The organism is Pseudarthrobacter sp. MM222, from assembly GCF_947090775.1.
In the GTDB taxonomy this organism is placed as follows: domain Bacteria; phylum Actinomycetota; class Actinomycetes; order Actinomycetales; family Micrococcaceae; genus Arthrobacter.
On the sequence record NZ_OX352321.1, the window covers coordinates 377,359 to 401,452 of the forward strand.

24 protein-coding genes, 2 pseudogenes and 1 riboswitch are annotated in these 24,094 nt (G+C 66.6%); of the genes and pseudogenes, 16 read left to right on the forward strand and 10 right to left on the reverse strand.

The genetic code is table 11. From position 1 onward, the window contains the following. Nucleotides 1-2: 2 nt before the first annotated feature. A pseudogene (locus OM977_RS01890) lies at nucleotides 3-671 on the reverse strand (CoA transferase subunit B); the annotation flags it as partial. Nucleotides 672-734: 63 nt separating this feature from the next. Next, nucleotides 735-1,472 (reverse strand): CoA transferase subunit A, encoded by a 738-nt coding sequence (locus OM977_RS01895; RefSeq protein WP_264355871.1) that lies wholly within the window; start codon nucleotides 1,470-1,472, stop codon nucleotides 735-737. Nucleotides 1,473-1,689: 217 nt separating this feature from the next. On the opposite strand from OM977_RS01895, the pseudogene OM977_RS01900 reads away from it, so the two are divergent. Next, nucleotides 1,690-2,465, forward strand: a pseudogene (locus tag OM977_RS01900) (IclR family transcriptional regulator). A gap of 132 nt (nucleotides 2,466-2,597) precedes the next feature. On the opposite strand, the gene nadE reads toward OM977_RS01900, so the two are convergent. Continuing rightward, complete coding sequence (nadE, locus tag OM977_RS01905; protein ID WP_264355872.1) at nucleotides 2,598-3,452, reverse strand: ammonia-dependent NAD(+) synthetase; 855 nt, start codon at nucleotides 3,450-3,452, stop codon at nucleotides 2,598-2,600. Between the two features lie 217 nt (nucleotides 3,453-3,669). Here nadE and OM977_RS01910 point away from each other — a divergent pair, with 217 nt between their 5' ends. The 5 genes from OM977_RS01910 to OM977_RS01930 all read left to right on the forward strand — a co-directional run bounded on the left by OM977_RS01910 (nucleotide 3,670) and on the right by OM977_RS01930 (nucleotide 8,343). After that, entirely contained in the window at nucleotides 3,670-4,911 is a 1,242-nt protein-coding gene (locus OM977_RS01910; RefSeq protein WP_264355873.1) for an FAD-dependent oxidoreductase, read from the forward strand. Between the two features lie 161 nt (nucleotides 4,912-5,072). Further along, the gene (gene pyrE / locus OM977_RS01915) at nucleotides 5,073-5,657 is read left to right on the forward strand and encodes an orotate phosphoribosyltransferase (protein WP_264355874.1); all 585 of its coding nucleotides are present in this window, start codon (nucleotides 5,073-5,075) and stop codon (nucleotides 5,655-5,657) included. A 100-nt stretch (nucleotides 5,658-5,757) separates the two neighbouring features. Next, entirely contained in the window at nucleotides 5,758-6,555 is a 798-nt protein-coding gene (locus OM977_RS01920; protein ID WP_264355875.1) for a GAF and ANTAR domain-containing protein, read from the forward strand. A 108-nt stretch (nucleotides 6,556-6,663) separates the two neighbouring features. After that, nucleotides 6,664-7,218 (forward strand): hypothetical protein, encoded by a 555-nt coding sequence (locus OM977_RS01925; RefSeq protein ID WP_264355876.1) that lies wholly within the window; start codon nucleotides 6,664-6,666, stop codon nucleotides 7,216-7,218. An 84-nt stretch (nucleotides 7,219-7,302) separates the two neighbouring features. Next, the gene (locus OM977_RS01930) at nucleotides 7,303-8,343 is read left to right on the forward strand and encodes a thioesterase domain-containing protein (protein ID WP_264355877.1); all 1,041 of its coding nucleotides are present in this window, start codon (nucleotides 7,303-7,305) and stop codon (nucleotides 8,341-8,343) included. A 30-nt stretch (nucleotides 8,344-8,373) separates the two neighbouring features. Here OM977_RS01930 and OM977_RS01935 read toward each other — a convergent pair whose 3' ends face one another. Next, a complete protein-coding gene (locus OM977_RS01935; RefSeq protein ID WP_264355878.1) occupies nucleotides 8,374-9,228 on the reverse strand; it encodes an HAD-IIA family hydrolase in 855 nt (284 codons plus the stop codon). 54 nt (nucleotides 9,229-9,282) lie between these two features. Between OM977_RS01935 and OM977_RS01940 the strand changes: the two genes are divergently transcribed. The 4 genes from OM977_RS01940 to OM977_RS01955 all read left to right on the forward strand — a co-directional run bounded on the left by OM977_RS01940 (nucleotide 9,283) and on the right by OM977_RS01955 (nucleotide 12,742). After that, entirely contained in the window at nucleotides 9,283-9,963 is a 681-nt protein-coding gene (locus tag OM977_RS01940; protein WP_442960684.1) for a TrmH family RNA methyltransferase, read from the forward strand. A 185-nt stretch (nucleotides 9,964-10,148) separates the two neighbouring features. Next, the gene (locus tag OM977_RS01945) at nucleotides 10,149-11,081 is read left to right on the forward strand and encodes a hypothetical protein (protein ID WP_264355880.1); all 933 of its coding nucleotides are present in this window, start codon (nucleotides 10,149-10,151) and stop codon (nucleotides 11,079-11,081) included. Nucleotides 11,082-11,297: 216 nt separating this feature from the next. Further along, nucleotides 11,298-12,320: a class II fructose-bisphosphate aldolase gene (fbaA, locus tag OM977_RS01950; RefSeq protein ID WP_264355881.1), complete on the forward strand. Its 1,023-nt coding sequence runs from the start codon at nucleotides 11,298-11,300 to the stop codon at nucleotides 12,318-12,320. Then, the gene (locus OM977_RS01955; protein ID WP_264355882.1) at nucleotides 12,320-12,742 is read left to right on the forward strand and encodes a DUF3151 domain-containing protein; all 423 of its coding nucleotides are present in this window, start codon (nucleotides 12,320-12,322) and stop codon (nucleotides 12,740-12,742) included. The genes fbaA and OM977_RS01955 overlap by 1 nt, the downstream gene beginning before the upstream one ends. Before the next feature lie 120 nt (nucleotides 12,743-12,862). On the opposite strand, the gene OM977_RS01960 is transcribed toward OM977_RS01955, so the two are convergent. Beyond that, nucleotides 12,863-13,495 carry a uracil-DNA glycosylase gene (locus OM977_RS01960; protein ID WP_264355883.1) on the reverse strand — a complete coding sequence of 211 codons (633 nt, stop codon included), beginning with the start codon at nucleotides 13,493-13,495 and terminating at the stop codon, nucleotides 12,863-12,865. Nucleotides 13,496-13,711: 216 nt separating this feature from the next. Continuing rightward, the gene (gene arfB / locus OM977_RS01965) at nucleotides 13,712-14,134 is read right to left on the reverse strand and encodes an alternative ribosome rescue aminoacyl-tRNA hydrolase ArfB (RefSeq protein WP_264355884.1); all 423 of its coding nucleotides are present in this window, start codon (nucleotides 14,132-14,134) and stop codon (nucleotides 13,712-13,714) included. 263 nt (nucleotides 14,135-14,397) lie between these two features. On the opposite strand from arfB, the gene OM977_RS01970 reads away from it, so the two are divergent. The 3 genes from OM977_RS01970 (at nucleotide 14,398) to OM977_RS01980 (ending at nucleotide 17,043) form a co-directional block, all read left to right on the forward strand. After that, nucleotides 14,398-15,687 carry an adenylosuccinate synthase gene (locus tag OM977_RS01970; protein WP_264355885.1) on the forward strand — a complete coding sequence of 430 codons (1,290 nt, stop codon included), beginning with the start codon at nucleotides 14,398-14,400 and terminating at the stop codon, nucleotides 15,685-15,687. A 198-nt stretch (nucleotides 15,688-15,885) separates the two neighbouring features. Beyond that, entirely contained in the window at nucleotides 15,886-16,071 is a 186-nt protein-coding gene (locus OM977_RS01975; RefSeq protein ID WP_264355886.1) for a hypothetical protein, read from the forward strand. 84 nt (nucleotides 16,072-16,155) lie between these two features. Further along, complete coding sequence (locus OM977_RS01980; RefSeq protein WP_264355887.1) at nucleotides 16,156-17,043, forward strand: glycosyltransferase family 2 protein; 888 nt, start codon at nucleotides 16,156-16,158, stop codon at nucleotides 17,041-17,043. On the opposite strand, the gene OM977_RS01985 is transcribed toward OM977_RS01980, so the two are convergent. Genes OM977_RS01985 through acs form a run of 4 tightly spaced genes read right to left on the reverse strand, consistent with a single transcriptional unit; the run spans nucleotide 17,040 to nucleotide 22,212 of the window. Further along, complete coding sequence (locus OM977_RS01985) at nucleotides 17,040-17,534, reverse strand: CoA-binding protein (protein WP_264355888.1); 495 nt, start codon at nucleotides 17,532-17,534, stop codon at nucleotides 17,040-17,042. The genes OM977_RS01980 and OM977_RS01985 overlap by 4 nt on opposite strands. Then, on the reverse strand, nucleotides 17,531-18,883 hold the full coding sequence (locus OM977_RS01990; RefSeq protein WP_264355889.1) for an O-acetylhomoserine aminocarboxypropyltransferase/cysteine synthase family protein: 1,353 nt from the start codon (nucleotides 18,881-18,883) through the stop codon (nucleotides 17,531-17,533). The genes OM977_RS01985 and OM977_RS01990 overlap by 4 nt, the downstream gene beginning before the upstream one ends. Further along, nucleotides 18,883-20,076: a dimethylsulfone monooxygenase SfnG gene (gene sfnG, locus OM977_RS01995; protein ID WP_264355890.1), complete on the reverse strand. Its 1,194-nt coding sequence runs from the start codon at nucleotides 20,074-20,076 to the stop codon at nucleotides 18,883-18,885. The genes OM977_RS01990 and sfnG overlap by 1 nt, the downstream gene beginning before the upstream one ends. Nucleotides 20,077-20,085: 9 nt before the next feature. Next, nucleotides 20,086-22,212, reverse strand: a complete 2,127-nt coding sequence (acs, locus tag OM977_RS02000; protein WP_442960685.1) for an acetate--CoA ligase — start codon at nucleotides 22,210-22,212, stop codon at nucleotides 20,086-20,088. A gap of 161 nt (nucleotides 22,213-22,373) precedes the next feature. Beyond that, nucleotides 22,374-22,483: riboswitch (SAM riboswitch) on the reverse strand. A 167-nt stretch (nucleotides 22,484-22,650) separates the two neighbouring features. Between acs and OM977_RS02005 the strand changes: the two genes are divergently transcribed. From OM977_RS02005 to OM977_RS02015, 3 genes are read left to right on the forward strand one after another with little or no spacing between them, the layout of a single operon-like run. Then, nucleotides 22,651-23,076 carry a CoA-binding protein gene (locus tag OM977_RS02005; RefSeq protein WP_264355892.1) on the forward strand — a complete coding sequence of 142 codons (426 nt, stop codon included), beginning with the start codon at nucleotides 22,651-22,653 and terminating at the stop codon, nucleotides 23,074-23,076. A gap of 50 nt (nucleotides 23,077-23,126) precedes the next feature. After that, on the forward strand, nucleotides 23,127-23,549 hold the full coding sequence (locus OM977_RS02010; protein ID WP_264355893.1) for an MmcQ/YjbR family DNA-binding protein: 423 nt from the start codon (nucleotides 23,127-23,129) through the stop codon (nucleotides 23,547-23,549). Next, on the forward strand, nucleotides 23,546-24,094 hold the full coding sequence (locus OM977_RS02015; protein ID WP_264355894.1) for a DUF1990 family protein: 549 nt from the start codon (nucleotides 23,546-23,548) through the stop codon (nucleotides 24,092-24,094). The genes OM977_RS02010 and OM977_RS02015 overlap by 4 nt, the downstream gene beginning before the upstream one ends.

Consider the following 24,094-nt stretch of genomic DNA (forward strand, 5'->3'; position numbering starts at 1 on the left):
GGCGCTGCGTCCGGGGTGTCTTCGAGGGCGACGTCGAACTCGGCCTCGGTCTTCTCGCGGATCTCCTCCACGGTGACGCCCGGGGCCAGTCGAGTGAGCGTGAGCTGGCGGTCGCCGCCTGGTCCCTTGTTCAGGTCAAACACGGCAAGGTCGCTGATGATGCGGTCAACGCAGCTCAGGCCGGTCAGCGGCAGGGTGCATTCCTTAACGATCTTGGCCGTGCCGTCCTTGGCGTTGTGCTCGGTGAGGGCCACGACGCGCGGCGTGCCGGCTACGAGGTCCATGGCGCCGCCCATGCCCTTGACCATCTTGCCGGGGATGGTCCAGTTGGCGAGGTCACCGGCGCCGGAAACCTGCATGGCGCCCAGGATGGCGACCTTGACGTGGCCGCCGCGGATCATGCCGAACGACGTTGCGGAGTCGAAGATGCTGCCGCCGGGCAGTACCGTGACGGTCTGCTTGCCGGCGTTGATCAGGTCTGCATCTTCCTCGCCTTCGTAGGGGAACGGGCCCATGCCGAGCAGGCCGTTTTCGCTCTGCAGGACGACGCGGACGCCGTCGCGCAGGTTGTTGGCAACCAGCGTGGGGATGCCGATGCCAAGGTTGACGTAGTCGCCGTCGTTCAGTTCTTCGGCCGCGATGGCAGCCATTTCATTCCGGGTCCAGGCCATGATGATTCTCCTCAGGTATGTGGGGGCGGCGGTTCGGGCCGGCGCAGTTCGGGAAGATGCGGTTCAGGCCAGCACGCTGGACGGCGCGGCCCCGGCGGCCCCGGCGCGGGGGCGGACCGTGCGCTGTTCGATGTCCTTCTCGCGGCCGCTGGCCTGCACGAGGCGCTGGATGAAGACCTCGGGGGTGACAATGTGGTTCGGGTCGAGCTCGCCGGGCTGGACGATCACCTCGGCTTCCGCGACGGTCACGGCACCAGCGGTGGCCACCACGGGGTTGAAGTTCTGCGCGGTGTAGCGGTAGATCAGGTTGCCGTCTGTGTCCGCGGTGTGCGCGTGGACCAGTGCGACGTCGGCCTTGATGGCGCGCTCCTGCACGTACGTTTCGCCGTCGAACTCCGCCAGCGGCTTGCCTTCGGCAACAAGTGTGCCGACTCCGGTCTTGGTATAGAAAGCGGGGATGCCAGCACCGCCGGCGCGGAGGCGCTCGGCCAGCGTGCCCTGCGGGGTGAACTCCACTTCGAGCTTTCCGGCGAGGTATTGCTCGGCGAAGAGCTTGTTTTCGCCCACGTAGGAGGCAATGACTTTACGGACCTGGCCGGCCTCGATCAGCACGCCCAGGCCCTTGCCGTCCACGCCCATGTTGTTGGACACCACCGTGAGGTCCTTGACGCCGGAGTCGCGCACGGCCTCGATCAGGTCGGCCGGGATTCCGCTGAGGCCGAAGCCGCCGACGGCGAGCGTCATACTGTCCCGCAGGACATCCTGAAGTGCTTCAGCCGCTCCGGATTTCACCTTTGACATTGCATCTCCTCATTGAGCTTGGGTTCGGGAACGGCCGGGAAGGATTCACCCCGCGTTCCACTTTGTGGACTCGTCCTCTGACTTTGGAGCGTACGGGTTGGAAATGGCGGCTGTCAACGGAGGATTTTGCCGAGGTTGCGGACGTTTTTACAGTGTGGACGCTACGCTTAGTAGTGTCCACATTATGGAGGGTTTGGCGAGCGATGGATGGGGCCAAATGAATGCAGTGCCGGTCCAGGGCGCACAGGTGGTCAGCCGGGTGGCGGCGCTGCTGCGGATTGTCGGCCGCGACCCCGGCGGTTCGCCGCTGGGCCAACTGGTCCGGGAGTCCGGCCTCACCCGTCCCACAGTGCACCGGCTGCTCAGCTCCCTGGCGGCCGAGGGGCTGCTGGACCAGGAGCCGGGCAGCGGCAACTGGGTGCTGGGCCCCGAGATCCTGCTGATGGGATCGGTGGCTTCCGCGCGGTTCCCGCTGGAGGACATTGCCAGGCCCAGCCTCCGGCGGCTGGCCGAGGAGACAGGTGAAAGCGCCTTTTCTCCATCCGGCGTGGCGCCGAAACCGTGTGCCTGTTGCGGGAGGAAGGGAGCTTCCCGGTGCGTTCCTTCGTGCTGCATGAGGGGGTGCGCTTCCCGCTGGGAGTCGCTTCGGCTGGCACCGCCATCATGGCGTTCCTGCCCCCGGAGGAACAGGAGGAGCTGCTGGCCGGCTGGGCCGCGCACGCGGGCAGCTTCGCCGCGGCCCACACCGAGGCGCTGGTCCGCCAGAACCTGGAAGCGACGCGGCAGGCCGGCTACTCCGTGAACCCGGGACTGGTGCTGGAAGGAAGCTGGGGGATGGGCGCCGCGGTGTTCGATCAGCGCGGACGCCCCGCGTGGGCCTTGTCCCTGACCGGTATCGAGCCGCGGTTCCGGCAGGAGCGGCAGGCGCAGCTGGGCCGGCTGCTGATGGACGAGGCCCACCGGATCTCGACCCTGCTGCAGGGCGCCGGATAGGGCCCGCGGCGAGGTTTAGCCGCCTTCCCGGGGCACGTTGACACGGACGCGCCGCCTGCGGACAATGAAATCGCCTACCCGGGGTCAAAGTGCCCCCGGGTAGGGGCTCCCGGCGTCGTGGTTCAGCTCAACTTAAAGTCCGACCCGGGGTTCCTCGGGGCCTTCGTGCTTCCACCAGGTGTCGCTGATGATGACCGGAACGGTGCGCTTGTGGCGGGTCCGGAGGTACTTCTCCTCGATGCGTTCGGCCACGTCGTCTGGAACTTCGCGGCCCTCAAGGTAGTCGTCGATCTCGTCATATTTCAGGCCGAGTTCGTCCTCGTCGGTCCGGCCGGGTTTCCCATCGAGGAGGTCGGCGGTGGGCACCTTGTCCCAGATCCGCGCCGGCGCACCGAGCTCGGCGAGCAGCGCTCGGTTCTGGCGCTTGTTGAGCCCGAACAGGGGCAGCACGTCCGCGCCGCCGTCGCCAAACTTGGTAAAGAACCCGGTGACCGATTCGGCGCCGTGGTCCGTGCCGATCACGAGGTAGTTGTGCTCACCGGCCAGCGCGTACTGCGCGATCATCCGGGAGCGGGCCTTCATGTTGCCCTTGGTGAAATCCGAAACCTGCTCGCTGGTGGTCTTTTCGAACTCCTGCTCGAAGCCGTCCACGGCGGGCGCAATGTTGAAGGTCCACTCCGTCTCCGCGCCGATGAAGTCCAGCGCGGCCTGCGCGTCGTGCTCGTCGTGCTGCACGCCATACGGAAGCCGGACGGCCACGAAGTTCGCTTCCACCCCTTCGGCTTCGAGCTCGTTGACCGCCAGCTGGGCCAGCCGCCCGGCCAGGGAGGAATCCAGTCCGCCCGAGATTCCCAGCACGAAACCCTTGGTATGGGTCGCCTTGAGGTACTCCTTCAGGAACGTGACGCGTTTGCGCACCTCCTCGGCGGGGTCGATCCGGGGCTGCACGCCCATTTCTTCAATGATCTTCACCTGGAGTTCGCGCATGACTCAAAGCCTAGCCAGCAGTGTCAATGACGCTCAACTGTGTCCGGCCGAATTGCGCTCCGGGGGCGTGCCCGGCGCTACGCAGAACGCATGGCGCTACGGAATGCGTCCTGCGCTACGTGGATACCGGTAGCGCAGGGCGCTTTGCGCAGCGTGAGGCCGAATCCGCCGCGAAAACTCCTGCCGCTCGGGGCCGCAGCGGCGTACCGTGGGGGCCATGGAGAAGACCGGATGCGTTGTGGCCGGCGGCGGGCCGGCCGGCATGATGCTGGGCCTGCTGCTGGCGCGGGCCGGGGTGACCGTGACGGTGCTGGAAAAACACGGGGACTTCTTCCGCGACTTCCGCGGCGACACCGTCCATGCGGCCACCATCCGGCTGATCGACGAGCTCGGCCTGGGCGATGAGTTCCGCCGGCTGCCGCAAAGCAAACTGAACAGGGTCGCCTTCCCGGTGCCCGGCGGGCCGCCCGTGACCATGGGCAACTTCGATTCGCTGCGACCGCCGTACAACTACGTCGCGATGATGCCGCAATGGGACTTCCTGAACTTCCTTGCCAAAGCCGCCGCCCAGGAGCCGTCCTTCAGCCTGCGGATGGGCCATCAGGCCACCGCGCTGGTCCGCAACGGCGGCCGCGTCACGGGCATCCGCTACCGGACCGCCGACGGCCTCGACGGCGAGATCCAGGCAGACCTGGTGGTTGCTACGGATGGCCGCCATTCAATCCTGCGCCGCCAGGCCGGGCTGGTGCCGAAAGAATATCCTGTGCCCTTCGACGCCTGGTGGTTCCGGCTGCCGCGCCATCCCTCCGAGCGGGGCGCGGTGGCGGGAATCGTGCCTGCCTTCGGGCGGGGTGAAGCCCTGCTGGCCCTGTTCCGGGACGACTATTTCCAGATGGGCTACCTGGCATCCAAGGGGACGGATGCGCGGATCCGGGCCGAGGGCGTCGAGGGATTCCGACGTCGGATCGCGGCGCTCCGTCCAGACCTGGCCGACAGGGTGGACGCCATCGCATCGCTGGAGGATCTGCACTGGCTGGACGTGCGGCTGGACCGGCTGCGCGAATGGCACATCAACGGGCTCCTCTGTATCGGCGACGCGGCCCACGCCATGTCCCCGGCAGGAGGAGTGGGGATCAATCTGGCCATCCAGGACGCCGTCGCGGCCGCGGACATCCTGGCGCCGGCGCTCCTCCGCGGACCCGTACGCCGAACGGAGCTGGCCAGGGTCGAACGACGGCGGCGCCCGCCCACCGTCATCGTCCAGACTGTCCAGCGGGTGCTGCACCGCGCAGTATTCGAGCCAATCATGACCGGGAAGCGGTCCGGCGCCCCGGCCGCCCTGCTGTTCCTGGCGCGGCACTTTCCGGCGATTGGAGGCTTCCTGCCCCGGTTCATTGCGTTTGGTCCGCGGCCTGAACATGCGCCCGCTTTCGCGCGGCGCGTGCAGTCACCCTCCTGAAGCGCCGCTCAGGGCGCTCCACCTGAGCGGACGCGTCTGCGCGCGACCGCGTCTGACAGTGCCTAACCGGGGGCGCCCACCGAGTGGGCCCCGGCGTGGAAGCCCGACTTCTGGGCGCACGGCTGGATTTCCGCCACCGTGCTCCCACTAAACTGGAACCCATGACTGCCACCGGTAACTTTGCAGCTGACGCTGCCTCTGCCCGCGCCCGCCTGCTTGAGCTGATCAAGGAACTCGCCGTCGTGCGCGGCAAGGTCATCCTTTCCAGCGGCGCGGAGGCCGACTACTACATCGACCTGCGCCGGATCACCCTGCACCACGAGGCATCGAAGTTGGTCGGGCAGGTCATGCTGTCGCTCCTGGACGACGCCGGGGTCGACTTTGAGTGCGCCGGTGGCCTCACCATGGGCGCAGATCCCGTCGGCACGGCCGTGATGCACGCCGCCGTCGACGCCGGCCGTCCGGTCGACGCCTTCGTGGTCCGGAAGGCGCAGAAGTCCTACGGCATGGGCCGCCAGGTGGAAGGCCCCTCTGTTGAGGGCCGGAAGGTGCTCGTCCTGGAGGACACCTCTACGACCGGCGGCTCCGCGCTGACCGCCGTCGAGGGTGTCCGGAAGGCAGGCGGCAACGTGGTGGCCGTGGCCGTGATCGTGGACCGCGATACCGGCGCCAAGGAAAAAATCGAAGCCGAGGCAGGCGTTCCCTACCTGTTCGCTTTCGGAAAAGACGAGCTCGGCCTCGACTGACCCCGTCCGGCTCCGGGCCGGAGCGTGTGGACTGGTGCAGGGGGCTGACCTATCATTTCCTCATCACCCCTCAGTACTCGCCCTTGGAGAACACGCGCCCATGCTCCCGTTCGAACAGTCCCCACTTACGGGCCTATCTCCGCGTGCCGAAACGCCGCTAACTACCGCGGAGCAGATCCAGAATCTAATCCTGGAGAGCGCGGACTTCGAGGCGTTCCTGAATGAGCTGGCCCGGTTTTCCGCACATCAGATGGCGGGCTCCGGCGAGGACGCCCTCTGCGGGATCACGCTCCTGCGAGACCGCAAGGCGGCGACGATCGGCTGGAGCAGCGACTCCGCCCGCGAGGTGGATCAGATCCAGTACTCGCTGTCCCAGGGCCCCTGCCTGACTGCGGCGAAGGAGGAACGCGAGGTCTACGTCCCGGACCTCTTCGACGAGGACCGCTGGGGCCCCGATTACGCCGATGCGGTGGCCTCGCACGGGCTGCGCTCGGTGCTGTCAGTGCCGTTCCACCTCCAGGGTGACGCCCAGGCGGCCCTCAACCTGTACTCCGACGTGCCCCACAAATTCGACGGTGATCTCGCCGCCCGCGCCCGCGGCTACACCAGGGAGATCTCGCAGGCGCTGCGACTGGCGGTCCGCTTCGCCCTGCAGACCGACAGCGCGACGAACCTCCGGGCAACACTGGAATCCCGCACCGTCATAGACATGGCCATCGGGATCGTCATGGCGCAAAACCGCTGCAACCAGGAGACCGCCGTCCGGATCCTCACCGATGCGTCCAGCAACGGCAACGTGAAGCTTCGAGACATCGCGGCTTCCCTCGTGCAGTCAGTGGGGGGAAGCGCGACGCGCACCCACTTCGAAGAGCCCGCCGGCCGGCAAGAGGCGGTCTGAGACCGGGCCGCTGATGGTGAGCGGCCTGTGATTTGTACCCCGCCCGAGGCCCCGTTAGGCTTGTTGCGGTTGAGCCGCCGGCCATGGACACCCTTTTTTGGAGTACCTATGGACCAGAGCCTCAATGCCCACGTCAAACTCGACACCGCCTCGGACGTCGTCCGGATTGACGTCCGGGGTAGCCTTACGCTGGCATCCCGCCCCTCCCTTTTGCAGACCATCCAGCGTGTTCGCCAGATGGGCATCAGCTCCCACATCCGCGTTGGCCTCGGCCACGCCGAATTCGTCGAGTCGTCGGCCCTGGCCGGGCTCCGGGACCACCTCAACGCGATTGACCTTGGTGTGGCGGCCCTGCCGGACGTTGCCGGCGCGCTGCCGGACCCGACCGGAGTCTCCCTCGAGCTGAACCCGCACACCGACGACCCGAACGCGGTGCTCCGGTCGCTCAACCTCACCGGCGACGTCACGGCGTCCATCGACTCCTCGGGGACTGGATCCCTGACGGTCCTCAGCGATGATGCGTTGCTCGCCGCGAGCGACACCGTGTTCGGCATGCTCGACAACCCGGCTGACATGGCAAGCTCGGAACTCCTGGCCACCTACGACGAGATCGGCCGCGAAATCAGCAGGCGCGAGGACGGACTGCAGCCGGAACCCGCGTAGATCGGGTTCCGCCGCGAAAGCTGTAGCTGAGCTGTGATCGGCCCTGGCTTCGGATCCCGGTTCGGCAGTGGATACGGTAGGGGTGTGCCGCGGAAGAGGGAAGAAAATGATCTGCGGGGTCCCGGTTCCGCCGAGGCCCGCATACTTCGGCACGCCGCTGAACTAAAGCGGTTTTCGCGCCGGAATTTCCTGGTCGGCACGGGCTCCGCGTCCCTGCTGGCGGCGGATATGCTGTTCACCCGGCGGGTCCAGACTGAGCGCCGCGTCCACAAGATCCTCACTGTCCCGGACGAGACGGCGGAGAAGTACTTCCCGAATGCGAGCTGGTTCCTTTTCCCCGGCTACAAAACGAGCTGGGAGGAGGCCCTGTGGATCCTGAACGCCCTGCGCGGTTCGCTTAACAAGCGCGGCCAGCTCGCCGCCGTCGGATACTCCAACATGGGCCTCGACATCGACCAGATCGTGATCGCCGTCGTCGAGCATGCGCGGGCCCGCAAACTGAACCAGCTGTACTTCTACGGCCACAGCTTCGGCGGCATGGTGGCCACCCAGGTTGCCGCCCGGCTCCGTGAACTGCACGGCCTCGAAGTGGCGTTTATCCTGCTCGATTCCAGCCCGTACAGCAAATACGACGTGCTGGACCAAAGCTGGTTCGAGGGCGTCGTCCTCCTCTATGAAAGCGGGTTCCGCTTCCCCACGGTGCTGCGCGGCGGCTACGAACTCGGTGAGCGGATGCTGCACAAGGATGAGCGCAGCTGGGGCCAGATCCTGGATCAGACGCTGGAGCAGCTCGCGCCGATTGCCCCGTCCAGTGTGCTGATCCAGTCCGAGTCCGCCTACATCTATCACTTCGATGCCAGCCGCTTTGCCGGGAAACTCGGCGCCACCCGAATGGCCTTCGTTGGCAACCCCCGGGACCGGACCGTGGACTACGAGACTGCGCGGGATTCCTGGACGCTGACCTTCAAAGACAACATCGTCGCGGAAACGCCCCGCACCGACGGTGCCCGGCCGGCGCACGCCAGCCCGGGCTGGAGCCCTTTCGTTTACCGGCCGATCATCGAGAAGCTGCAGGACGGACTTTTCCCGTTGCCCTCCGGCGGCGGCAAGAAAACCGTGTTCTAGTTCCGGGCGGGCGAGGTTGCCGGGATCGGCCTAGATCTGGTTTTTCAGGTCCGCCACGGAGTTCAGGATCTGGTTGGGCCGGAACGGGTAGGCGGCAATGTCGTCCCGGTGCGTGATGCCGCTGAGCACCAGCACCGTATGCAGCCCCGCTTCCATGCCGGCGATGATGTCGGTGTCCATGCGGTCACCGATCATCGCGGTGGTCTCGGAGTGGGCGTCGATCTGATTCATCGCGGACCGGAACATCATCGGGTTGGGCTTGCCGACGATGTAGGGCTCGCGGCCGGTCGCCTTGGTGATGAGCGCCGCGATCGCCCCGGTGGCCGGCATCGGACCGTCCTTCGAGGGTCCGGTGGCGTCCGGGTTGGTGGCGATGAAGCGTGCGCCCCCGAGGATCAGCCGGATCGCCATCGTGATGGCCTCAAACGAGTAGGTTCGGGTTTCGCCGAGCACCACGAAGTCCGGGTCCTGGTCGGTGAGGATGAAGCCGGCCTCGTGCAGCGCCGTCGTGAGTCCTGCCTCGCCGATCGTGTAGGCACGGTTGCCGGATTCCGAGCCCCGCACCTGGTCCTTGAGGAACTGGGCCGTGGCCAGGGCCGAGGTCCAGATGTTCTCCTCCGGGATTTCCAGGCCGGAGCTCTTGAGCCGGGCGGCGAGGTCCCGGGGCGTGAAAATCGAGTTATTGGTCAGGACGAGGAAGCGCCGGGACGTGTCGACCCAGCGCTGGATGAGTTCCGCCGCGCCGGGGATGGGCTGGTTCTCATGCACCAGCACGCCGTCCATGTCGGTCAGCCAGCACTCGATCTCCTGGCCGCTGCGGTATACCGAGGCAGTGGAACGTACTTGGTCCGGATCTGTTCTTTGGTGTCTCCGCTGGTCCGCCATGGTGTCCTCCGCCGATAGTGTGCCGCTAACTGTGTCCCAGTCTAATGTTGAGTGGTGACTGAACCGGAGACCCCCAGCGGACCCCCTGCCAACCCTGCTGTCGAGGAAGAGGCTGAGGGCAAGGCGGAGGTCGGCGTCGGGCCCTGGGAAGGCGAGCGGCCTGCCGGCGAGCACTGGGATCCGGACCTCCTGGCCGACGGCGACCGGCGGAATGTCGTGGACCAATACCGCTACTGGAAGCACGAGGCGATCGTGGCGGACCTCGACGCCAAGCGGCACAACTTCCACATCGCGATTGAAAACTGGCAGCACGACATGAACATCGGCACCGTGGTCCGCACCGCCAACGCGTTTCTGGCCAAGGAAGTGCACATCATCGGCCGCCGCCGGTGGAACCGACGCGGGGCCATGGTTACCGACCGCTACCAGCACGTCCGCCACCACCCCACCGTGGACGACTTCGTGGCCTGGGCGCAGGGGGAGGGGCTGGCGATAATCGGGATCGACATCTTCCCGGACTCCGTGCCGCTGGAGACGTACGAACTGCCCAAGGACTGCGTGCTGGTATTCGGCCAGGAGGGTCCGGGGCTGACCCCCGAGGTCCACGAGGCCGCTGTGGACACCTTGTCCATCGAGCAGTTCGGCTCCACGCGGTCCATCAACGCCGCCTCCGCCGCGGCTATCGCGATGCACGCGTGGATCCGCCGCCACGTCTTCAACCAGCTCCCGGGCTAGGTCCCCCGCACCCTCTCGCTCCCGCGCGCGCCGGCACCTTCCCGAGGCCCCTGGCTCCCCGCGAGATAACATTTCGCGGCAATGTTTTCGCTTGGCATTGCCGCGAGCTGTCATCTCGATGCCGTCCCAGACCCCCGCCTGTGGATATCCCCAACCGGGCATGGCGGAAACAGCCACAATGGACCATGCGCAGGGCACCGCTTCCCAGCCATCTGACCACCGGCTCCTTCTCCCTGCGCGCTGCCGACAAGGCTGGCGTCACCCGCACCCGCACGCAGGCTAAGGATCTCCTCACTGTGTCGCGCGGAATCCGGGTCCCGGTGGCCTCGGCAGCGTCCGGCGCTGCCGCCCTGCGCGCCTATACCGACCTCGACGACGAGTCTGTCCTCACCGTGGGGTCGGCGGCACGTCTCTGGGCGGCGCCACTCCCGGGCCGGCTTGAGGAGGACTGGCGGATCCATATCTCCCGGCGCCGGGGCTTCAGCCCACCCCGCCGGGTCAACGTCGTGGGGCACCTGCTGACGCTCGCCGCGGATGAAGTTGTAGAGCTCGACGGCGTACGGCTCACCTCGCCCGCCCGGACCTGGCTGGATCTTGCAACGGTCCTGGATGTGGATGAACTTGTCGTCGCCGGCGATGCCCTGGTGTGCGAGCACGGCCTGGAGTTTCCGGTGCCCCGCGAAGCCCTGTGCAGCATCGAGGAGCTGCGGGCCATGGTGGCCCGCCACCCCGGAAACCGCGGAGTACGCAAAGCCCGGGCCGCCGTCGAACTCATCCGAGTGGGTGCTGATTCGCCGCCAGAATCCCGGCTCCGTTTGGCCCTCATCCGTGCCGACCTACCCGAGCCGGAGCTGAACCACGTCGTGTGGAGCGACGCGGGTATCCCCGTGCTGTGGCCGGACGCTGCTTACCCTCAATGGCAGATCGCGGTCCAATACGAGGGCGCGCACCACAATGGGGAGGAACAGTACCAGCGCGATATCCGGCGGGCGGACGTCGCGGGGCGCTTCGGGTGGCTTGAGGTGAGGTTGTCCCGGCTGGACCTAGCGGGGGACCATCCCGCGGCTGTCCGTAAAGTCAGGGCGGCGCTGGAGAGCCGGGGCAGGCGCGCGAGATAACAGATAGCGGCAATGCCAGGCCCGCGGACTGCCGGGAAATGTCATCTCGGCGGGAGGCGCGCTAGGGGTGCGGGAGACCGCTGGAGCGTCAGTATTACAGGGTCGAGTGAGGAGAAACACTGCCCGCGCGCAGGAATGGCTAGGATGGTTCCTAGCCGACGAGGTTCACTTCAGGGTCAACCCAACCAGCAGACGAAATTCACTTTAGGAGTCAGCATGCCCATTGCAACCCCAGAGATCTACTCCGAGATGATTGACCGCGCCAAGGCGGACGGCTTCGCGTTCCCGGCCGTCAACGTCACCTCTTCCCAGACCCTCAACGCCGCCCTGCGTGGCTTCGCCGAGGCCGAGTCCGACGGAATCGTCCAGGTCTCCACAGGCGGCGCCGCCTACTGGTCCGGCGCCTCCGTCAAGGACATGGTGTCCGGGTCGCTGGGTTTCGCCGCGTTTGCCCGCGAAGTTGCCAAGAAGTACGGCGTCAACGTCGCCCTGCACACGGACCACTGCCCGAAGGACAAACTGGAGGGCTTCGTCCTCCCGCTGCTCGCCGCTTCCGAGGCCGAGGTCAAGGCAGGCCGCGACCCGCTGTTCAACTCCCACATGTGGGACGGCTCCGCCGAGACCCTGCAGGAAAACCTGCGGATCGCCCGTGAACTCCTCGAGCGCACCGCAGCCGCCAAGATGATCCTCGAGGTCGAGATCGGCACCGTCGGCGGCGAGGAGGACGGCGTCGAGAACGCCATCAACGACAAGCTCTACACCACGGTCGAAGACGCCCTCGCCACCATCGACGCCCTCGGCTCCGGCGAACACGGCCGCTACATCACGGCGCTGACCTTCGGCAACGTGCACGGCGTCTACAAGCCCGGCGGCGTCAAGCTCCGCCCGGAGATCCTCAAGGACATCCAGGAGCAGGTGGGCGCCAAAATCGGCAAGGCCAACCCCTTCGACCTCGTCTTCCACGGTGGCTCCGGCTCCTCCGACAAGGAGATCGCCGACGCCGTTTCGTTCGGAACCATCAAGATGAACATCGACACCGACACCCAGTACGCCTTCACGCGCCCCGTGGTTGACCACATGCTGCGCAACTACGACGGCGTGCTGAAGGTTGACGGCGAGGTCGGCAACAAGAAGCTCTACGATCCCCGCGTCTGGGGCGCGTCCGCCGAAGCCGGCCTCGCTGCCCGCGTCGTGGAGGCCGCCCAGCAGCTCGGCTCGACCGGCAAGTCGCTCAAGTAATGTCCGACGAGTTCCGCAAGAACCTGATGGGTCCGGAGCCGACGCTCCTGCCGGCTGAGACCGAGATCTACGCGGCCCTGGACGCCGGCCACGAAGCCCTGGACCTGGTGGAGAAGCACCCGACATCCTCGCTGCTGTGGGCTGTGCTGGCCGAGGAGGCGTGGAAAGAGGGCCGGACCATCGATTCCTACGCGTACTCCCGCGTCGGCTACCACCGCGGACTCGATTCCCTGCGGCGTCATGGCTGGCGCGGCGTCGGTCCGATCCCGTGGGAGCACGAGCCCAACCGCGGCTTCCTGCGGTCACTGTACTCGCTGGGCCGGGCCTCCGCAGCGATTGGCGAAGCCGAGGAGCCGGAACGGATCGAGAAGTTCCTGAAGGACTCCGATCCCACGGCGAAGGCAGCGATCGAAGCGAAGTAACCGCATTAACGACGACGGCGGGCGTCCACCTTTCGGTGGACGCCCGCCGTCGTTAACGCTGCTGGCCCACGCCCGCCGGGTTCCCTGGCCGAGCTTGCGAGGCTAGGGTGCGGGTGGGGACTAGCTCGGCTTGGTCAGGCCGGTGCGGGCCATGGCGTCGGCGTAGGCCGTGTGCATATCCTCGAGGTACTGCTCCTGGCGGGCGGGGGTGCCGGCGAAGGCGCGGCCGCTGAGGGAGCGGACCTTGTAGGTCTTCAGGCCGCGGCGCCAGATCATGGGCACTTCGGTCTTCAGCAGCAGGTTGGCCAGGCGGTTGGCCTCCGTGCCGTGGGCGACGATCACCGAAGCGCGCGGCACGAGGGCCAGGAACTTCAGCAGGGGCTTCAGGCCGGCAGAGATCTGGTCCGGCGTGAACTTGCCGTTGGGCTCGTCGGCGATGTGCCAAGGGTGGACGTTCCACGGCATAACGAACTCCGGCCGCAGGCCCAGCTTCCACTGGACGCCCAGCATGCGGGTGGCCGCTTCGTCGTCACCGGCGGTGATGAAACCGGACGGGTCAGCGGTGCCGATGTTGGAGTAAAGGCTGATGATGCGGCACTCGTCGACGTCGTGCATCGGGTCCACATAGGGGACATTCGTGCCGGTTTTGGCGGACTGCAGCGTGTCGCACAGTTCGTTGACCGCTGCGACACTAGGTTCGTAGCGGCGGCTCAGAAGCTGTTCGCGAAAATTTTCAGTGGCCAAGGCTGTCATATATTGCTGAGTCTCCTGCGGGATTGGTCAAGCTGCCAGACCATGCACGGGCACGCCAAATTGCGGGCACGCCGAGCTGCGGTGTGGTTTGAATATGTGATGTGGACCGATTCCGAGTCGATCCTTATCAGTCTATCAAGCCCTGCGAAATGCTGAACCGCTCCCGGGCCGGCGGGCACAGCCCGCTGCCCGGCAGCTGGAAATGCCTGGACGGCGCTATTCGGCGGAGGGCCGCCTGCGTTGCTGTTTCGTCGCTGCCCGCTGTTCCTTGGCGGCGAGGCGCCGACGGTTCGAGCCCCGGGTGGGTTTGGTCGCCCGGCGGCGGGCAGCTTCGGGAGCCAGGCCTTCTGCCACGAGTTCGGAGAGCTTGGCCAGGGCGATCTCGCGATTTCGCAGCTGCGAGCGCCGCTCGGAGGCGGTTACGGTGATCACCCCGGCGATGAGGCGCCGTCCCAGACGCGTGAGCAGAACCAGCCGCTGGCCATCCGAAAGCACCGCCGAGTCGGCAACGTTCCACGAGAGTTCGACGCGGCTGTCCGAGGTGTTGACGTGCTGACCGCCTGGCCCGGACGAACGCGAGAACCGCCAGCCGAGTTCCGACGCGGGAATCGTGAGCGCGGGTGACACCTCAAGGTCCATGCAACTAGCGTTGCACGCTGCGGGCCCGATCAAACACCGGCCCGAAGGCGCCAAATCCCGCCACACCCTGCTGGGGCCCCGATCGGCTAAACTTGGGTGGTAAGAGCCCCGGATTCTGGCGTTGATGGAAGAGCACAGCGGTCGATGCGGGGCATTCTCATGAACGGCGCTGATCTCGGCGGAGCCACCTTGGACAACTCAACTAACGTGTTGCTCCTCGATGGTTCAACGGAAGTCAGCCCGAACGAATGGGGGAGGATCCCATGCCAGCAATCGTGATCGTCGGAGCCCAATGGGGCGACGAAGGCAAAGGTAAGGCCACTGACCTGCTTGGCGGCCGGGTTGACTACGTCGTCAAGCCCAACGGCGGCAACAACGCCGGGCACACCGTTGTCGTAGGCGGTGAGAAGTATGAGCTCAAGCTCCTTCCGGCCGGCATTCTGAGCCCCAACGCGGTTCCGGTTATCGGCAACGGCTGCGTGGTGAACCTTGAGGCCCTGTTCCAGGAGATCGACGGCCTGGAAGCCCGCGGCGCGGACACGTCCAAGCTGCGCGTCTCCGCCAATGCCCACCTCGTGGCGCCCTACCACCAGGTCCTGGACAAGGTCACCGAGCGTTTCCTCGGCAGCCGGGCCATCGGCACTACCGGCCGCGGTATCGGTCCGGCCTACATGGACAAGGTTGCCCGCCTGGGCATCCGCGTGCAGGACGTCTTCGACGCCTCTATCCTGCGCCAGAAGGTCGAGGGCTCGCTCCGCCAGAAGAACGAGCTGCTGGTCAAGGTCTACAACCGCCGCGACATCGAGGTGGATGAGATCGTGGAGTACTTCCTGTCCTTCGCCGAGCGCCTCCGCCCGCTGGTGATCGACAGCACCTTCGTCCTGAACACCGCCCTCGACGAGGGCAAGGTGGTCCTCATGGAAGGCGGCCAGGCCACGTTCCTGGACGTTGACCACGGCACCTACCCGTTCGTGACGTCCTCGAACCCGACGGCCGGCGGCGCCTCGGTGGGGTCGGGTATCGGCCCCACCCGGATCTCGCGCTCCATCGGCATCATCAAGGCGTACACCACCCGGGTCGGCGCGGGGCCGTTCCCCACGGAACTGTTCGACGAGATGGGCCTGTACCTGCAGAAGACCGGCGGCGAATTCGGCGTCAACACCGGCCGTCCCCGCCGCTGCGGCTGGTACGACGCCGTGCTGGCGCGCCATGCCTCCCGGGTCAACGGCTTCACGGACTACTTCGTCACCAAGCTGGACGTGCTTACCGGCATCGAGCAGATCCCGGTCTGCGTGGCCTACGACGTTGACGGTGTGCGGCATGACGAAATGCCGATGACCCAGACCGAGTTCCATCACGCCAAGCCCATCTTCGAGTTCTTCGAGGGCTGGACCGAGGACATCACCGGTGCCCGCACCCTGGACGACCTTCCGGAGAACGCCAGGAACTACGTGCTCGCCCTGGAAAAGCTTTCCGGGACGCGGTTCTCGGCGATCGGTGTCGGCCCCGACCGGGACCAGACGATCGTGATCAACGACCTGATCAACGACTGACGTCACGAAGCTCGACGACGGCGGGTCACCTGAAAGGGTGGCCCGCCGTCGTCGTTAAACAAGACCTTGACCATGGATCAGGTCCAAGCCACCATGAGAAAAAGAAGCACCGTTCTGGCGCTGCCGGTGCGTTCCCGGGGCGGTGTCAGGGACCGACTGCGGAACGGCCGCCGCGGAAGGAATACGAAAGGACCCGACATGAGTGAAACGCCAGAGGCAGGCGAGCGCCGCCACAGTGAGGCGCCGGCTGAGGGAGATCCGAACGCAGACGTATCGGAGATCCGGGTCCATTCCCAGGAGCCTGCCGAAGGCCCGGATGCCGAGGACAGCGGACCGGGCCGCGTGCCACCAGCGGGTGCCGGGGAACGCCGCGACGCCAGCTAGTTCTTTTTACGTGCGCGTCAGCCCGCGGTGAACGGCTGGCAGGGTTGTGGGTGGATTGGCTGTGCGGGCGGGGGATGGGTCATTGTGAGCCAGAGAGCATCGGACTCGTGGGCGAAGACCCCTGAAGTTCCGGCCGAACCGGCCGGTGTGGATGTCCTGATTACCACCTGCGACCGTCCGGCCGAACTCGCTGTCACCCTGGCGGGCCTGGCGGCCCAGCGCGAACCGCCCTTCCGGGTGGTGATCAGCGACCAGTCCGAGCGGCAGCCGGCGTGGGAACACCCGGCGCCGGCAGCGATGATGCGGGTATTGCAGGCACAGGGCCGCGAAGTAGTGGCGTTGCGCCACCTACCCCGGCGCGGCCTGGCAGAGCACCGGGACTTCCTGTTGGAACGGGCCCGTACGGGGCACTGCCTGTTTCTGGACGATGACATCTGGCTGGAGCCCGGCGCGCTGCAACGCATGGACCGGGCATTGCTGGAATTGGGATGCGGCTTTGTGGGCATGGCACCCCAGGGGCTGTCGTTCCTGCAGGACCGGAGACCGCAGGAATTGGTGACTTTCGAGCGGTGGAACGGCGCCGTCACGCCGGAGAGGATCCGACCGGAGACAGCGGGCTTCGAACGGTGGCAGCTGCACAACGCCGCCAACCTCAGCCACCTGGCCGCCGACCTGGAACTGCGGCCGGATGAGTGGATTCCTTACCGGGTGGCGTGGCTCGGTGGCTGTGTTCTGTACGACCGCCAGAAGCTGGAGGACGTCGGCGGCTTCAGTTTCTGGCATCTCCTGCCCCCCGAGCATTGCGGGGAGGACGTCGTGGCAGAGTGGCGGGTCATGGAGAAGTTCGGCGGTGCCGGCATCCTTCCTTCCGGAGCCGTGCACCTGGAGTCACCGACGACGGTTACGGACCGCAGAGTCGAGGCCTATACGGTGGTCCTGCAGGAGGACGCCGGCAGGGAACCAGGGTATTAGGCCAGGATCTGCCGCTTCGAGGAAATGACGCCGGTGTCGAAGCCGGCCAGGTGCAGCCCGCCGTGGAAGCGAGCATGCTCAATTTTCACGCAGCGGTCCATTACGACGTCGAGTCCGGCGGCTTCCGCTTCCTTGGCAACGTCCTCATGCCACGAGCCCAGCTGCAGCCACAGCGTCTTGGCGCCGGCAGCAATGGCCTCGTCCAGGACGCCCGGCAGATCGTCGTGTTTGCGGAACACATCCACGATGTCCGGGCTTTCCGGCAGATCGGCCAGCGAAGCATACGTCTGCTCGCCGAGGATCTCTTTCACCACGGGGTTCACGAAGTAGACCTTGTAGCGGGTGGAGGACTGCAGGTACGTCGCCACGAAGTAGCTGGCCCGGGAGGGCTTGTCCGAGGCGCCGACAATCGCGATCGACTTAGCCTGCCGCAGCAGGTTCAGCCGTTCCGGTGCGGAGGGTCCGGTCCAGGTTCGTTCGTCCGTGCTCATGACAGTGCTCCGATCGTGCATGTGTCCGCCGAGGGTGCCGCCGCGGAGGACTCCGCGGATGCTCCCTCGGACGCGGCGTCCAGGGCCTGGTCCAGGTCCCAGAGAATGTCCTCGATGTCTTCGAGCCCGATCGAGATCCGCACCAGGACCTCGGGGACGCCGGCGGACTCGAGCTGCTCCTGGCTCAGCTGCTGGTGGGTGGTGGAACCGGGGTGGATGACGAGAGTCCGGGAGTCGCCCACATTTGCCAGGTGCGAGGCCAGCTGTAGGGACTCGATGAACTTCTGGCCCGCGGCACGGCCGCCCTTCACGCCAAAGGAGAACACGGACCCCGGCCCCAGCGGCAGGTATTTCCTGGCCCGCTCGAAGTGGGGATGCGAGGGCAGCCCGGAGAAGTTCACATAGGCCACACGCTCATCAGCCTCAAGCCATTCCGCAACGGCCTGCGCGTTCTTCAAATGCTCGTCCAGGCGCTGCGGGAGCGTCTCAACGCCCTGCAGCAGCTGGAACGCAGACGTCGGGGACAGTGCAGGGCCGATGTCGCGCAGCTGCTCGCAGCGGAGTTTGGTCAGGAAGCCGTATTCGCCGAAGTTCGCCCACCAGGAAACGTTGCCGTAGGAGGCTACCGGTTCGGTCATGGTGGGGAACTTGCCGTTGCCCCAGTTGAAGCGGCCGCTTTCGACAATCACGCCGCCCAGGGTGGTGCCGTGGCCACCGAGGAACTTGGTGGCGGAGTGGATCACGATGTCCGCGCCGTGTTCGATCGGCCGCACGAGGTAGGGCGTGCTCAGGGTGGCGTCAACGACGAGGGGGATGCCGGCGTCGTGCGCGACTTTGGCGAGACCCTCAAGATCCTGCACTTCGGACGACGGGTTGGCCACGACCTCGACGAAGATCGCCTTCGTGTTCTCGCGCACCGCGGCCGCATAGTCCGCCGGGTCGGTGCCGGGAACGAAGGTGGTGTCGACGCCGAAGCGGCGCAGCGTGACGTCCAGCTGGGTCACCGTGCCGCCGTACAGCTGGGACGCGGCCACGATGTGGTCGCCGGCCTGGGTCAGTGCGGCGAACGTGATGAACTCCGCAGCCATGCCCGAGGACGTGGCCACCGCACCGATGCCGCCCTCAAGGGAGGCGATGCGCTCCTCGAACGCGGCCACCGTGGGGTTGCCAATCCGGGAGTAGATGTTGCCGTACTTCTGCAGCGCGAACAGGTTCGCGGCATCCTGGGTGTCCTTGAAGACGAAGGACGTGGTCTGGTAGATCGGCACGGCGCGGGCGCCGTGCTCGGCGTCGGGCGTGCCGCCGGCGTGCAGGGCGCGGGTGCGGAACCCGAACTTGCGGTCGGCCATTACGCTGCCACCTCCGTGTTCGCAACCGGGGTGCCGGTGAGGTCCAGCTCAGTGCCGTGCTTGCGGGCCAGGTCCGCCTCGAGTTCGCGGACGATCGGCAGGATGTCCTGGCCGAACGCGGCAACCTCCTCCTGGAAGTGCAGGTAGCAGGTCAGCATCAGGTTCACGCCGATCTTCTTGTACTCGACGATCCGTTCGGCAATCTGCTCCGGGGTACCGATCAGCTGGGTCTTGAAGCCGTCGTTGTATTGGATGAGGTCCTCGAAGGAGGAGTCCGACCACATGCCCTTGCCGTCCTTGGTGGACGCTCCGGCTTCCTGGACTGCGTCGCGGAAGCCCTCGACGGCGGGTTTGTGCGCCTTCGCCACGATCTCGCGGAGGGTCTCGCGGGCTTCCTTCTCGGAATCCCGTGCGATGACGAAGCCGTTGAGGCCGAACTTCGGGGCGGACAGGGGGGAGGCGGTCCCGCGCCCCGCCTCGCGTGCGGACGCGACGACGCCGGCGATGTTCTCCCGGAAGCCGTCCAGGTCCTTGCCGTTGGAGAAGTACCAGTCCGCCACGCGGCCGGCCGTAGCCTGGGCCGCGGTGGAGTTTCCGCCGAAGAAGATTTCCGGGTGCGCGCGGCCGGGGACGTCCACCGGTGCCGGGCTCAGGGTGAAGTCGGTGATGTTGTAGTACTTGCCGGACTGGCTGTAGTCCTGCTCGGTCCACAGCCCGCGGAGGACCTTGATGAATTCCTCGGTGCGGACGTAGCGTTCGTCGTGTTCCAGCCACTCCAGGCCGAAGTTGGTGAACTCGTTCTTTAGCCAGCCGGAGACGATGTTCACGGCTGCGCGGCCGTTGGAGATGTGGTCCGCCGTGATGATGTACTTCGCCAGCACCCCGGGGTGCCACATGCCAGGGTGGACGGCGGCAATAACCTTCAGCCGCTCGGTTGCGGCCAGCAGCGCCAGGCTGAAGGAGGTCGCCTCGTGCTGCTTGTCCGCGCCGTAGGAGGCGGCGTAGCGCGTCTGGGACAGCGCGTACTCGAAGCCGGAGTTCTCAGCGATCCGCGCGAGCTTCTTGTTGTAGTCGAAGTCCCAGCTGGTGCGCTGTTCGATCGTGGATACCACCAGGCCGCCGGAGACGTTCGGAACCCAGTAGGCGAATTTGAGCGGTTCAGAAAGGCGGGCGACGTTGCTGATCTCAGTCATGAGTGTTCCTTACTTCCGGGGTATTTCTGCGTGGTTGGTGCGGTCGCGCAGGACGTCCTGGATAGCCGCGATGGACGGTTCGTTCTGGAGCGAGGTGGTGTCCCCGAGCGTGGTGCCTTCGAACAGTTGGGTGAGCAGCCGGCGCATGATCTTGCCGCTGCGCGTCTTGGGCACATCGGGGACGACGACGACGTCGCGCGGCTTGGCGATCGGCCCGATCACCTGTGCCACGTGGTTGCGGAGCTCCTCAATAATGGGGTCGGGGGCCACGACCGCCGGGTTCCCTGCCCGTGGGGCCACACCGGCGAGGGACCCTGCCTGAGCTTGCGAAGGCTGGGAGCCGGTGGGGACTTGCGAGGGGAGGGAGCGGTTGGGGAGCACCACGAAGGCGACCACCGCGTGGCCGGTCTTCGGGTCGGCCACCGGGCAGACGCCGGCTTCCACGACGTCCGGGTGGGACACGAGGGCCGATTCGATCTCGATGGTGGAGAGCAGGTGCCCCGAGACGTTGAGGGTGTCATCGACCCGCCCGAGGATCCAGATGTCGCCGTCGTCGTCATACTTTGCGCCGTCGCCGGCAAGGAACCAGCCCTGTGCGGCGTACTGGCGCCAGTACGAATCGAAGTACCGCTGCGGGTTGCCCCAGACCGTGCGGGCAATGGCGGGGCCGGGGGCGTCTACCACGATGAAACCGTGGACGCCCGGCGGAACCGTGTTGCCGACGTCGTCCACGATGCGGGTGCCGACGCCGGGCAGCGGACGGGCCGCGCAGCCGGGCTTGAACTCCGTGTCGGTGGGGGCGGGGGAGAGGATGGTGGCGCCGGTTTCGGACTGCCACCAGGTGTCCACCACGGGCGCGGTCCCGGCGCCGACGTTCTCGCGGAACCATCGCCATGCCTCGGGGTTGACCGCCTCACCGACGGTGCCGAGAAGCCGGATGGAGGAGAGGTCGTAGCTGGCGGGGACGCCGTCGGGGAACCAGCCCATCAGGGAGCGGACCAGGGTGGGCGCGGTGTAGTACTGCGTCACGCCGTAGCGTTCGATGATCTCGAAGTGCCGGCCCGGGTGCGGGGTGTTCGGCGTGCCTTCGAAGATCACCTGGCTGACGCCGTTGGACAGGGGACCGTACAGCTCGTAGGTGTGGGCCGTGACCCAGGCGAGGTCGGCGGTGCACCAGTGGACGTCCTGGTCGCGGAGCGCCGGGTCCGGGTTGCTGAACAGATGCTCGTAGCTCCAGGACGCCTGGGTGAGGTAGCCGCCGGAGGTGTGGACGAGGCCCTTGGGCTTCCCGGTGGTGCCGGAGGTGTACATGATGAACAACGGAGTCTCGGCGTCGAACGCAACGGGTGCGTGGACGTCGGAGGCGGGCCCGACGACGTCGTGCCACCAGACATCGCGGCCTTCGGTCATCGGCACGCTATCAAGCAGTTCCGGTGCGGTGGTGCGGTTGACCACCAGAACGTGTTCCACCGCGTTGTCGCCGGAGACGGCGGCGTCGGCGTTGTCCTTGACGGGCACGGCCGCGCCGCGACGGAACTGGCCGTCGGTGGTGACAAGCAGCTTGGCGCCGGTGTCCTCCACCCGGAACTTGAGCGCCTCGGCGGAGAAGCCGCCGAAGACGAGCGAGTGGATGGCTCCGATGCGGGCCACGGCCAGGGTGATGATCACGGTTTCCGGAATGACGGGCAGGTAGATGACCACCCTGTCACCCTTGGTGATGCCGAGGCCCAGCAGCGCGTTGGCGGCCTTGGACACTTCGCGCTGGAGGTCGGCGTAGGTGAGGGTGCGGCGGTCGCCGGGTTCGCCCTCGAAGTGCAGGGCCACCTTGTCGCCGCGCCCGGCATCGACGTGGCGGTCCACGCAGTTGTAGGCGACGTTGAGTTTCCCACCTTCGAACCAGGTGATGGCCGGGCCAATGCCGGCCTCGACGTCGGCGGGGACGAGGCGGTGCGCGGTGTGCCACGGCTTATCCTGCCCGGGGGACTGGAGGCCGGGCGCGGGCTCCCAGTCCAGGCGCAGCGCGGCTTCCTCCCAGAACGCGATACGTTCCGCCTCAGTGCCGGGGGCGGCGCCCGGGAAAGTGTCGGTCAAGGCGCCCTCCCCGGTCAGAGGGGATCCGGTCGTGTTCAGGCCCATCGTTTTACCGCCCATTTCTCTGCAAGGCCCAGCAGGCCATCAGTTGTTTTACGATCACCGCGAGCAACACGATTGCCGGCAGCAACGGTCGGCGCGGCCGATGTTCCGGGAATCCGTCAGCAGGAAGGCGAGGACTAGGACAGAACAGGAAACATAGGAATACTCCATCGGTCCTGGCAGTAGCACCCTACGGAAAGAGCCATTGGATTTCCGGCTACCAGGGTTGCTGCGGCTTCATCGATCCAGGTCTCTCGGCCGCTCGGGATGGTCACTTTCAACTAAAACGGAGCCGGGCAGTTTTCCCTAATTACGGCCTCCCGCGGCGTAATATTCGGTCACGTCGGCCCGAGGGGCCGCTGGTCGTTCAGATCTTCGGAAATTCGTTCCGCGCGTGTCGTCGCGGGCAACCAATGTCGGGGCGGGCGCTAGGCTGTGCTCATGCCTCATGTCAACGATCCCGCGGTCCTCGAAAGGCTCCTGCGCACCAAGGGGCGGTGGGCCATCGTCGGCCTGACCACCAACCAGTGGCGGGCGGCCTACGACACCTCGCTGTTCATCCGGGACCGGCTGGGCATGGAAATAATCCCGGTGAATCTTCCTGCCGATCCGGTCCACCACGAAACGGGCTACGCCAGCCTGGCCGACATCCCTGCCGAGAAGCACCCCATCGACGTCGTCGACTGTTTCGTGAATTCGCAGCGGGTGGGGGCCGTTGTGGACCAGGCCATCGCCGTCGGCGCCAAAGCCGTCTGGCTGCAGCTGGGGGTCATCGACGAGGCCGCGGCCGCTCGCGCCACGGCAGCCGGGCTTGATGTCATCATGAACGCCTGCCCGGCCCAGGACGCCCGGCGCTTCGGACTTTAGCGGCGGAACCGTCGCTGCCGAAAGTCGGACCGGAGAAATAGACTCTGAGCATGGATGCAGCAGCGCTCCGGGAACTCTGTCTCGGCTTTCCCGGCGCCTTCGAGGATTTTCCCTTCGGACCTGAGACGTCCGTCTTCAAGGTGCGCGCCGCGGTCTCGGGCGGCACCCGCCACGAAGCCAAAATGTTCGCCTTATCCTCTCTGGACGAGGCGAACTTTTCCGTGAGCCTGAAGTGCGAGCCCGCACTGGCCGAGCAGTTGCGCGCCGCCCACCCTGAGATCACCGGAGCCTGGCACCTCAATAAGACCCACTGGAACGGCGTCCGGCTGGACGGGGCGCTGCCGGACTCGATGGTCCGCGACATGGTCGAGGACTCCTACGACCTGGTGGTTGCCACGCTGAGCCGGCGCCAGCAGGAGCAACTGGGCTGGTCCCGGCTTGCGCAGGGTTCCGGGCCGCGGGGACGGCCGTGACCGGCCCGCGGATTGCCTCGGGTGAACTGAACTACGAGGGAATTGGCTCCACCGAGCACGGCCCGCCTCCCCCGGACGTGGAGTGCCTTGTCACCCGGGCCTATGTGGGTGAGGGCTTTGCTGCCTACCGGCGGGTGGCTCAGGGAATTCTGAGCTGGCGCCTGCAGAAGGGCGCGGGGCTCCGCGTTCGCGCGGAGTCCGAGGCCGTGGTCCCCGGCACGCGGGTGGTCAGCGGATTCGGAGTCGGCCCGTTCCGGATCAACGCCCCCTGCGAGGTTGTCTGGGTCCGCCAGCCGTTGCCCGGGGCCGGCCCGCAGTCCGCGGGATTCGGGTATGGCACCCTCCCGGGGCATCCCGTTCGCGGCGAGGAAGCATTTGAGGTCGAAATCGACGGGACTGGCCGGGTAACGATCGCCATTACCGCTTTCGGTGCGCCGGCCAACTGGTTCTACGCCACGGGCGGCGTCCTGACGAAGTGGGCGCGGAGCCGCATCACCTCCCGCTACATTGAAAGTGCACACCAACTGGCCGCCGGTGAAAGCTGA

Excerpts from the sequence above, each read along its gene's own strand:
- OM977_RS01895 (WP_264355871.1), bottom strand. The coding sequence starts at position 1,472 with ATGTCAAAGGTGAAATCCGGAGCGGCTGAAGCACTTCAGGATGTCCTG.
- nadE (WP_264355872.1), bottom strand. The coding sequence starts at position 3,452 with ATGCGCGAACTCCAGGTGAAGATCATTGAAGAAATGGGCGTGCAGCCC.
- OM977_RS01910 (WP_264355873.1), top strand. The coding sequence starts at position 3,670 with ATGGAGAAGACCGGATGCGTTGTGGCCGGCGGCGGGCCGGCCGGCATG.
- pyrE (WP_264355874.1), top strand. The coding sequence starts at position 5,073 with ATGACTGCCACCGGTAACTTTGCAGCTGACGCTGCCTCTGCCCGCGCC.
- OM977_RS01920 (WP_264355875.1), top strand. The coding sequence starts at position 5,758 with ATGCTCCCGTTCGAACAGTCCCCACTTACGGGCCTATCTCCGCGTGCC.
- OM977_RS01925 (WP_264355876.1), top strand. The coding sequence starts at position 6,664 with ATGGACCAGAGCCTCAATGCCCACGTCAAACTCGACACCGCCTCGGAC.
- OM977_RS01935 (WP_264355878.1), bottom strand. The coding sequence starts at position 9,228 with ATGGCGGACCAGCGGAGACACCAAAGAACAGATCCGGACCAAGTACGT.
- OM977_RS01945 (WP_264355880.1), top strand. The coding sequence starts at position 10,149 with ATGCGCAGGGCACCGCTTCCCAGCCATCTGACCACCGGCTCCTTCTCC.
- fbaA (WP_264355881.1), top strand. The coding sequence starts at position 11,298 with ATGCCCATTGCAACCCCAGAGATCTACTCCGAGATGATTGACCGCGCC.
- OM977_RS01955 (WP_264355882.1), top strand. The coding sequence starts at position 12,320 with ATGTCCGACGAGTTCCGCAAGAACCTGATGGGTCCGGAGCCGACGCTC.
- OM977_RS01960 (WP_264355883.1), bottom strand. The coding sequence starts at position 13,495 with ATGACAGCCTTGGCCACTGAAAATTTTCGCGAACAGCTTCTGAGCCGC.
- arfB (WP_264355884.1), bottom strand. The coding sequence starts at position 14,134 with ATGGACCTTGAGGTGTCACCCGCGCTCACGATTCCCGCGTCGGAACTC.
- OM977_RS01970 (WP_264355885.1), top strand. The coding sequence starts at position 14,398 with ATGCCAGCAATCGTGATCGTCGGAGCCCAATGGGGCGACGAAGGCAAA.
- OM977_RS01975 (WP_264355886.1), top strand. The coding sequence starts at position 15,886 with ATGAGTGAAACGCCAGAGGCAGGCGAGCGCCGCCACAGTGAGGCGCCG.
- OM977_RS01985 (WP_264355888.1), bottom strand. The coding sequence starts at position 17,534 with ATGAGCACGGACGAACGAACCTGGACCGGACCCTCCGCACCGGAACGG.
- OM977_RS01990 (WP_264355889.1), bottom strand. The coding sequence starts at position 18,883 with ATGGCCGACCGCAAGTTCGGGTTCCGCACCCGCGCCCTGCACGCCGGC.
- sfnG (WP_264355890.1), bottom strand. The coding sequence starts at position 20,076 with ATGACTGAGATCAGCAACGTCGCCCGCCTTTCTGAACCGCTCAAATTC.
- acs (WP_442960685.1), bottom strand. The coding sequence starts at position 22,212 with ATGGGCCTGAACACGACCGGATCCCCTCTGACCGGGGAGGGCGCCTTG.
- OM977_RS02005 (WP_264355892.1), top strand. The coding sequence starts at position 22,651 with ATGCCTCATGTCAACGATCCCGCGGTCCTCGAAAGGCTCCTGCGCACC.
- OM977_RS02010 (WP_264355893.1), top strand. The coding sequence starts at position 23,127 with ATGGATGCAGCAGCGCTCCGGGAACTCTGTCTCGGCTTTCCCGGCGCC.